We start from the raw sequence: 8,027 nt of genomic DNA on the forward strand, positions 1-8,027 counted from the left end.
CGGACAGCCTGCATGCGCGGGCGCGGGGCGTGCATGCCGCGGGGCTGAGCGACGGCGACCGGATCCTGGCGATGGCCGAGGATGTCGGGCGGCACAACACGATTGATAAGCTGCGGGGTATGTGCCTGGCCAGGGGCGTCGACACCCGGGGCAAGATCCTCCTGGCAACGGGACGAGTCTCCTCGGAAATGTTGCGCAAAGGCGCTCTGATGGGCTGCCCGATTATCGCTTCGCGTAACTCGCCAACCTCAATGTCTGTGGCGATGGCAGAGGCCTGGAATATCACCCTGGTCGGTTACGTTCGGCAGGGCTCCCTGCGGGCCTATGCCCATGCGGAGCGGCTGGGTTCAGATGAGCCACCTCGATCGGCGGGCCCGGTCCTGCGGAACCGGGGCGGGGGCCAGGCAATAGCGCACGCGGCGGGAAAACGATGACGGACCAGGTTGAGCTGACGTTGGACGGACAGCGGGTGAGGGTCCAGCAGGGGGTCACGCTGCTCGAGGCAGCGCGGCAGGCGGGGGTCGAGATCCCCGTGCTGTGCTATTTCGCCCACACAACCTCGAACGGATTGTGCCGGATGTGCGTGGTCGAGGTGGAAGGCGTGCGCAGCCTGGTGGCGGCGTGCGTCACCCCAGTGCGTCCAGGTGCCGTGGTGCGCACCGACTCGCAGGCGGTCCTTCGAGCACGGCGGACTCTCTTGGAGATGCTGGCATCGTCAGTCGATCTCTCGGAGGCCCCGGAACTGCAGCGCCTGATGGCCGAATATGGAGCGCGCCCCGAACGTTTCGAGGGAGGCGAGAGACGCCAGCCCGAACTGATCGATGACAACCCGATGTACATCCGGGACTATGCCAAGTGCGTCCTTTGCTGGCGCTGTGTGCAAGTGTGCGCTGAGGACGCCCAGTACACCTTCGCCCTTGACTTCGCCGGTCGCGGATTCCACACCCGCATCGCGACATTCTTTGATCAACCGATGCCGTCAACCACCTGTGTCTTCTGCGGCCAGTGCATCGGGGTGTGCCCGACGGGTGCCCTGAAGGGAAAGCGGGAATATCTTCTCGGCCGCGGCCTGAAGCCTGATCAGGTGTCCGCCGAAACGCGCCCGCCGGCTCGGGACAGGCGGCAGCCCGGCACCTCGCTAGCCTGATTCATGATGCTGGCCGGGGCGAGTTCGGCCGGAGAGAGATTCCCGCCGCGCGCCGGCGCGGGGGTTCTCCGGCCGGCCCCAGCCTGTGAATCGCAGCCACGTCTTGATCCGCAGGAGGGACAGGCTGGGTGCTAGCTCAAGGGTGTACGAGGGTCAGTGTGAGGCAGGAATGCCGAGATCCCAGCCGGCGAGGGGATCGATTTGATCGGTAGCGGTAAGGTCCAGCTGGAGCGGAGTGATCGACACGAAACCATTGCGAAGCGCCCAGAAGTCAGTCCCCTCCGCAGGGATGCCGGTTGGAGCCTCGCCGCCGATCCAGAAGTATGGGCGTTGACGAGGATCCTCGCGGCGCACTAGAGCGTCGCGGTAGATCCGCAGGCCCTGGCGGGTGATGCGCACTCCGTGCATTTCTTCCACCGCAAGGTAGGGGACGTTCAGGTTGAGCAGCACGCCCTTCGGCAGCCCGCGCTTGATCACCTCGCGGACGAGCGCTCGCGCGACTTGCCCGGTCGGCCCGAAATCGAGGGGCTCGGGGTGGCCTTCGGGGGAGTCGACCGAAACCGCCACGCCCGGCAGGCCGGCGATGGCCGCCTCCATGGCTGCCGTCACCGTGCCCGAGTAGGTGACGTCGTGGCCGATGTTGGCATGCGGATTGATGCCGGAGACCACGAAATCGATCGGGTCGTGCAGCAGCCCAAGCACGGCCAGGGCAACGCAGTCCGAGGGGGCGCCGTCGGTGGCGTGGGCCGGCAGGCCATTCTGCAATTGGGTATCCCACACCCGGAGCGGGCGATGCATGGTCTTGACATGACCCGAGGCCGACCAGTTGTGGTCCGGCGCCAGGACGGAGATCTCGCCCAGCCCCTCCAGGGCTTGGGCCAGCGCCAGCAAACCGGGTGCGCCGATTCCATCGTCATTGGTTACCAGGATGTGCATCGAATACTCGGTCTCTGGCCGGGGGCGTATTGTACTTGAGCCGCCGGTCCTCTTGAGCCTCGGCCGCCGGGTAGATTAGACTCCGGGCCTAAAGGCAGGGAGTAAGCAGGCGTGTCGGCAATTCCACCCTCGTTCACGCGCATCGTTTGGCTGGTGGGCTCTCTGGCTCTGGCGGCGTTGTCCTGCAACCTGAGCTCAGGAACCACGCCGCCGCCGACCAGCGCCGCGCTGAGGCCGACGCCGGCAGGCGCGGCCGGTCGGACGCCCAGCCTTGGCGAGCTGGCTCGGGCGGCGGTGCAGCTCCAGGCCCTGGCCGCCCAGGGCGGGGGCACGACCGTCGTCTGGTCGGGTTCCGGCAGTCTGATCTCTTCGGATGGCCTGATCCTTACCAACGCCCATGTTGTTGACAACCGGGGCGGCGATTACGAGAAACTGGGCGTGGCCGTCCTCGAGCGCACCGACCAGGCGCCGCAGCTAGCCTTTCTGGCGGAGGTCGCGACTATCGACTACGAGCTCGATCTGGCCGTGGTTCAGATCATCAGCGACCTGGACGGCCGCCCCGTCCAACCGAAATTGCCGTTCGTGCAGCTTGGCGATTCCGGTCAGGTGGAGATCGGCGATCCGATTCGCATCCTGGGCTACCCTGGGATCGGGGGCGATACCGTCACGTTCACCGAAGGCGCCATCAGCGGCTTCACTACTGAGCGGGGCGTCGATGGAAGGGCATGGTTGAAGACCGACGCCACCATCGCCGGCGGAACCAGCGGGGGCATGGGCCTGAACGAACGGGGAGAGCTCATCGCCATCCCGACAATGCTGGGGTCTGGCGCCGAGGACAGCGGGCTGGCCGACTGCCGTCAGCTGGTGGACACCAATCGGGATGGCGTCGTGGATTCCGAGGACACCTGCGTGCCGCTGGGAGGGTTCATCAATGCGCTGCGGCCGGTCGCCCTGGCCGCACCCCTGATCGAGGCAGCGAGCCAGGGCATCCGCTTCGTGCGCGGCGACGTACCCCTACCGCAGGACCCACAAGGCTTCGACCTGGCTTTGACCTATCTGTCGAATATTGTGTTCTCCGAAGGCGTGGGTTCCCAGGATGAACCACTGGGGGAGTGGTACTCCCTGCCGGCCGGCGTGACCGATGCCTGCGCCTTCTGGGACTACGAGGGGATGGCCGACGGGATGACCTGGTCCAGCTACTGGTTCATCGATGGGGTGCTCAGCGAGGGCGGAAGCAGCATCGGTGATGTCTGGACGGGGGGTCCGGCGGGCAACTGGTGGGTGTGCATCCACAATGAAGCCGGCCTGTCGGATGGACTGTATGAGTTTGTCTTGGAAGCGGAAGGCGAGCCTCTGGCGGACGAATCGATCTTCGTTGGCGGAGATCACAGGTTGGTTGAGTTGGAGCTGGAGAATGGGCTTCCTCAGGATATCTGCTATGCCTTCCTCTCGCCTACCGAGGCCCAGAACTGGGGTCAGGACCGGCTGGACGAAGAAGAGGCTGTCGTGCCTGGCACCCGGCGGGCCATCCCCGTGGCCAGCGGAGCGTACGACCTCCGGCTGCTGGACTGCGATGGTGGGTTGTTGACCGAGGCGTTCGGCGTTGCTCTCATGGACAACCTGACGTTCGTTGCTTCTCCAGAATAGACTTCGCTGCGGGCTCGCCTGACCGAGGTCTTTGCCTCCTGGCCTGGTCGATTTCCGGGCCCTGTCTCTAGCCTGTCCCATGGGCCCTGTGCGGCCGCCAGGCCCCACCGCTTGGCGGCCTCGGGCTGCAGCCTTCACACTGCCTCTCGCCAGCCTGCGTTGACTCACGCCAACCCGTCGTGATAAGATCCTTGTGCCGCGTGAACAGCGCCCATTATTCTTGCTGATGCGCGGTCCCGGCTTCATCATCTGTCATTATTGGCGCTTGGTCGACGGCGTGGGTCCCGGCGGCTGGGGTGAACCCCCTGCGGACCGGCGAGCCTGCGGACAGATACGGCGGTCCCATCATGGGGCGGATGCCTGAGCCGGGTATCCGCCCCTTATGCTTCCAGATTCGGAAGGAAGGTCATTATGAGTGGCGATTTCATCATGCGCCTGATCGGGATGGTGGTCCTGGCCATTGGAGGGATCTACCTGGGGGCGTATCTGGGCGAATTTGCCGGAGGCCCGGCGGAGTTGTGGGCGGCGGTTTTCGGCCTACTCGGAGCGCTGATCGGCCTGGTGGTCACCCCCTATCTCACCACTCGGCCGGTGCGGGCGATCCGACGTTCGGTAGCGCAGCTATCGGCACAAGCGATGCTGGCCGGTCTGCTGGGATTGATCGTCGGGCTGATCGTGGCCGCACTGGTCTCGTATCCCCTGTCGCTGCTGCCCTCGCCTTTTGGCGAGGTCCTGCCTTTCGTCAGCGCCTTGCTGTTCGGCTATCTGGGGGTCTCGATCTTCTACCTTCGGCAGCACGATATCCTGGGGTTGTTTCGCTTTCGGACATCGTCGGCCACCGACGAGGGCCGGGGGATGACCGCCGACGGGCGGAGTGTTCTGCTGGACACCAGTGTGATCATCGACGGGCGGATCGCTGACATCGCCCGCACGGGATTCATCTGGGGCCCGATGTTGGTGCCCTCGTTCGTCCTGATCGAACTGCAGCACATTGCAGACTCGGCGGATAGCCTGCGCCGACAGAGGGGCCGTCGCGGTCTGGACATTCTGAATCGGTTGCAGAAGGACACAACGATCGCCTTCCGGATCACCGACGTCGATGTCGAAGGGGTGCGCGAGGTGGATGACAAGCTGGTGATCCTGGCCAAGCAGCTGCGCAGTCCGATTCTGACCAACGACTACAACCTCAACCGGGTCGCCGAGCTGCAGGGCGTGACGGTGCTGAACATCAACGAGCTGGCGAACGCGGTCAAGGTGGTGTACCTGCCGGGAGAGAGCCTGGACGTCGAGGTGATCCAGGAAGGGAAAGAGGCGGGGCAGGGGGTCGGCTATCTCGATGACGGCACCATGGTCGTTGTGGAAAGCGGGCGGGCGTACATCGGCCGCACAGTGCCGGTCGCCGTGACCAAGGTGCTGCAGACAGCGGCAGGTCGGATGATCTTCGCCCGGCCGGACGGCGCCTAGCGATTCAACAAGGTGGCTCGCCATGATGATCATGATCTACAACACCCTGACCCGCAAGAAGGAAGCCTTCGAGACGATCGAGCCGGGCAAGGTCCGGATGTACGTGTGCGGCCCGACGGTCTACGACCGCGCCCACGTCGGCCACGCCATGTCGTCGGTGGTCTTCGATGTCATCCGCCGCTACCTGGAGTACCGCGGCTATCAGGTCCGGCATGTGATGAACTACACCGACGTGGAGGACAAGATCATCCAGCGCGCCCAGGAAAGGGGAGTTGAGCCGGGCGAACTGGCCGGACAGTACCTGCAGCAGTACGACCAGCACCTGCGGGATCTGAATGTGCTTCCGGCCACGGTCAACCCGCGCGCCTCCCAGGAGATGGACCAGATTCTGGCGATGGTCCAGGGGTTGATGGACCGCGGCTTTGCCTATCAGGTCGACGGAGATGTGTACTTCCGAGTTGGGCGCGACCCGGACTATGGCAAGCTATCGCGCCGGCGTCTGGAGGACATGCGCGCCGGCGCCAGGCTCGAGGTCGATGAGCGCAAGGAAGACCCGGCGGACTTCGCCTTATGGAAGGCGGCCAAGCCGGGAGAGCCCTTCTGGGGCAGCCCCTGGGGGCCTGGCCGGCCTGGCTGGCACATCGAGTGCTCGGCGATGAATCTGCGCTATCTGGGGGAACAGATCGATATCCACGGCGGCGGCAATGACCTGGTCTTTCCGCACCATGAGAACGAAATCGCCCAGAGCGAGAGCTTCACGGATCGTCCCTTCGCCCGCTATTGGATCCACAATGGGATGCTGCAGCTGGGCGGCGAGAAGATGTCCAAGTCCCTCGGCAATCTGATCACGATCGACGAGTTCCTGGAGAAGCACAGCTCGGACGTGTTCCGCATGGTTGTGCTGAACTCGAGCTACCGGGGGCCGCTGACTTTCACAGCGGCCGTTCTTGAGCAGGCGACGAGCGCCCTGGAGCGCCTGCACAGCGGGCTGCGAGCGTCGGGGTCAGGGGAGGCCGTTGTGCCGCCAGCCGGCCTGGAGCTGCAGGCCAGAGCGCAAGATGCGATCCGCGGCTTCGAAGCCGCCATGGACGACGATTTCAACACTGCCGGGGCCCTGTCCCAGCTGTTTGAGCTAGTGCGGGCGATTCACCAGGGCCGAGAGGCGGGCGCCGATGTCGCCGCCGTCGAGTCGGCTCAGGCCACGCTGCGCAGACTGGCTGGCGTGCTGGGGCTGCGCCTGGAAAGGACCGAGGCCGGGGCGACAACCACCGGCCCGCTGGTCGAACTCCTCATCGAACTGCGCCTGGAGCTTCGCCAGGCAGGCCTGTACCCACTGGCCGACCGGATCCGCCAGCGCCTGGCAGAGCTGGGCATCGTTCTCGAGGACGGCAAGCAGGGGACGACCTGGCGGCTGAGCTGAGATGCCGTGAGCGGTCCGAGCGAGTGGGTATGCGGCCGGAACGCGGTTGCCGAAGTGCTGCGTGCCGGCCGGCGCAGAATGTACCGGGTGTGGATCCTGGAGACCGCCGATCGGCGAGGCCCGCTCGACGAGTTCCTGCAGGCTGCACGGGCGTTGGCCATCCCCATCGAGCCGGTCCCACGCCAGGCGCTGGACGGCCTGGGAGCGCACCATCAGGGGGTCGCCGCGGAAGTTGAACCGTACCCGTACGTCGGCCTGGACGAGGTGTGCCGCTTGGCGGCCGAACGCCGGGAGCCGCTGTTCGTGCTGCTGCTGGACATGATCCAGGACCCGCAGAACCTGGGAAGCCTGCTGCGAACGGCAGAGGCGGTTGGGGTACATGGGGTGGTGATCCCTCCGCGCAGGTCCGCCGGGATCACAGATGCCGTGGTTCGAGCTTCTGCCGGCGCGTGCGAGCACATGCTGGTGGCGCAGGGAAACCTGGTGCAGGCGATCGAGAGGGTCCGGCGCCAGGGAGCCTGGGTGTTCGGGCTGGAGGCCGGACTGGAGGCCGTCCCGCTGCGGGAGGTTCGCCTGACCGGCCCACTGGGACTGGTGGTCGGCAACGAAGGCCAGGGCATGCGCCGCTTGGTGCGCCAGGCGTGCGACCAGCTGGTTCGCCTTCCGATGCGGGGCCAGGTGGCCTCGCTGAATGCCGCCATCGCTGGTTCGGTGGCGCTGTATGCCGTGTGGGCGGCCCGGGAGGGGGCGGGGGAGGCGCCGGCGGGGGCCGGTCATGATTGACGCTCGCTTGGAAACCTGATAAACTCCTTGGCCGGCGGCATCCCGTTCTGGTACAATGAGTTCGCGCCGGTGGGTGGGGCGCGTTTTTATCGTAGCGCCGACGTAGCTCAACGGGAGAGCAACCGCCTTGTAAGCGGTAGGTTACGGGTTCGATTCCCGTCGTCGGCTCACGACGGCGAGATTGTCGGGACCATCGGTTCTGCCGGCCAGGGGCGCGACCGGATCCCCGGCCGGAAACAGGGGCGGTTACCCAAGTGGCCAAAGGGGGCTGACTGTAAATCAGCTGGCGGACGCCTTCGGAGGTTCGAATCCTTCACCGCCCACAGGCAGCGCGTTCGCCCCGGCCGAGGCAATGTGGCCGTGGCGGCGGGTAAGCTGGCCCTCATAGCTCAGTCGGTAGAGCACACCCTTGGTAAGGGTGGGGTCATGGGTTCAAATCCCATTGAGGGCTCTCGTGTGCACAATCTGGTCAATCTGACCTGAAGGCAAGGAGACGGCAATCATGGGCAAGCAGAAGTACCAGCGAACGAAGCCGCACATGAATGTAGGGACGATGGGGCACATCGACCACGGGAAGACGACGCTGACGGCGGCGATCACGAAGTACAGTGCGATGAGGGGGCATGGGGA

8 protein-coding genes and 3 tRNA genes are annotated in these 8,027 nt (G+C 65.5%); 10 read left to right on the forward strand and 1 reads right to left on the reverse strand.

Annotated features, from left to right (window positions below; translation table 11 throughout):
* The coding region (locus tag MUO23_09140) for a formate dehydrogenase accessory sulfurtransferase FdhD (protein MCJ7513118.1) at positions 1-434 on the forward strand (434 nt) is incomplete at its 5' end.
* Positions 431-1,147, forward strand: a complete 717-nt coding sequence (locus tag MUO23_09145) for a 2Fe-2S iron-sulfur cluster-binding protein (GenBank protein ID MCJ7513119.1) — start codon at positions 431-433, stop codon at positions 1,145-1,147. The genes MUO23_09140 and MUO23_09145, both read left to right, overlap by 4 nt.
* A 153-nt stretch (positions 1,148-1,300) precedes the next feature.
* On the opposite strand, the gene surE is transcribed toward MUO23_09145, so the two are convergent.
* Positions 1,301-2,083, reverse strand: coding sequence for a 5'/3'-nucleotidase SurE (gene surE, locus MUO23_09150; GenBank protein MCJ7513120.1), 783 nt, complete (start codon positions 2,081-2,083; stop codon positions 1,301-1,303).
* Between the two features lie 111 nt (positions 2,084-2,194).
* Between surE and MUO23_09155 the strand changes: the two genes are divergently transcribed.
* The 8 genes from MUO23_09155 to MUO23_09190 form a co-directional block, all read left to right on the forward strand.
* Positions 2,195-3,730, forward strand: a complete 1,536-nt coding sequence (locus tag MUO23_09155; protein ID MCJ7513121.1) for a serine protease — start codon at positions 2,195-2,197, stop codon at positions 3,728-3,730.
* 411 nt (positions 3,731-4,141) lie between these two features.
* Positions 4,142-5,194 carry a TRAM domain-containing protein gene (locus MUO23_09160; protein ID MCJ7513122.1) on the forward strand — a complete coding sequence of 351 codons (1,053 nt, stop codon included), beginning with the start codon at positions 4,142-4,144 and terminating at the stop codon, positions 5,192-5,194.
* 22 nt (positions 5,195-5,216) lie between these two features.
* Positions 5,217-6,614 (forward strand): cysteine--tRNA ligase, encoded by a 1,398-nt coding sequence (gene cysS, locus MUO23_09165; protein MCJ7513123.1) that lies wholly within the window; start codon positions 5,217-5,219, stop codon positions 6,612-6,614.
* Positions 6,615-6,620: 6 nt separating this feature from the next.
* The gene (rlmB, locus tag MUO23_09170) at positions 6,621-7,397 is read left to right on the forward strand and encodes a 23S rRNA (guanosine(2251)-2'-O)-methyltransferase RlmB (protein MCJ7513124.1); all 777 of its coding nucleotides are present in this window, start codon (positions 6,621-6,623) and stop codon (positions 7,395-7,397) included.
* A gap of 96 nt (positions 7,398-7,493) precedes the next feature.
* Positions 7,494-7,565: transfer RNA gene (locus tag MUO23_09175), tRNA-Thr, on the forward strand.
* A 72-nt stretch (positions 7,566-7,637) separates the two neighbouring features.
* Positions 7,638-7,720: transfer RNA gene (locus MUO23_09180), tRNA-Tyr, on the forward strand.
* 55 nt (positions 7,721-7,775) lie between these two features.
* Positions 7,776-7,848, forward strand: a tRNA-Thr gene (locus MUO23_09185).
* A gap of 51 nt (positions 7,849-7,899) precedes the next feature.
* Positions 7,900-8,027 (forward strand): GTP-binding protein (locus MUO23_09190; GenBank protein MCJ7513125.1); only part of this gene is annotated, 128 nt, incomplete at its 3' end.

The sequence above is a fragment of the Anaerolineales bacterium genome (assembly GCA_022866145.1).
Taxonomy (GTDB): Bacteria; Chloroflexota; Anaerolineae; order Anaerolineales; family E44-bin32; genus PFL42.

What these genes read in the sequence shown, in the direction of transcription:
- MUO23_09145 (MCJ7513119.1), top strand. Translation starts at nt 431, where the DNA reads ATGACGGACCAGGTTGAGCTGACGTTGGACGGACAGCGGGTGAGGGTC.
- surE (MCJ7513120.1), bottom strand. Translation starts at nt 2,083, where the DNA reads ATGCACATCCTGGTAACCAATGACGATGGAATCGGCGCACCCGGTTTG.
- MUO23_09160 (MCJ7513122.1), top strand. Translation starts at nt 4,142, where the DNA reads ATGAGTGGCGATTTCATCATGCGCCTGATCGGGATGGTGGTCCTGGCC.
- cysS (MCJ7513123.1), top strand. Translation starts at nt 5,217, where the DNA reads ATGATGATCATGATCTACAACACCCTGACCCGCAAGAAGGAAGCCTTC.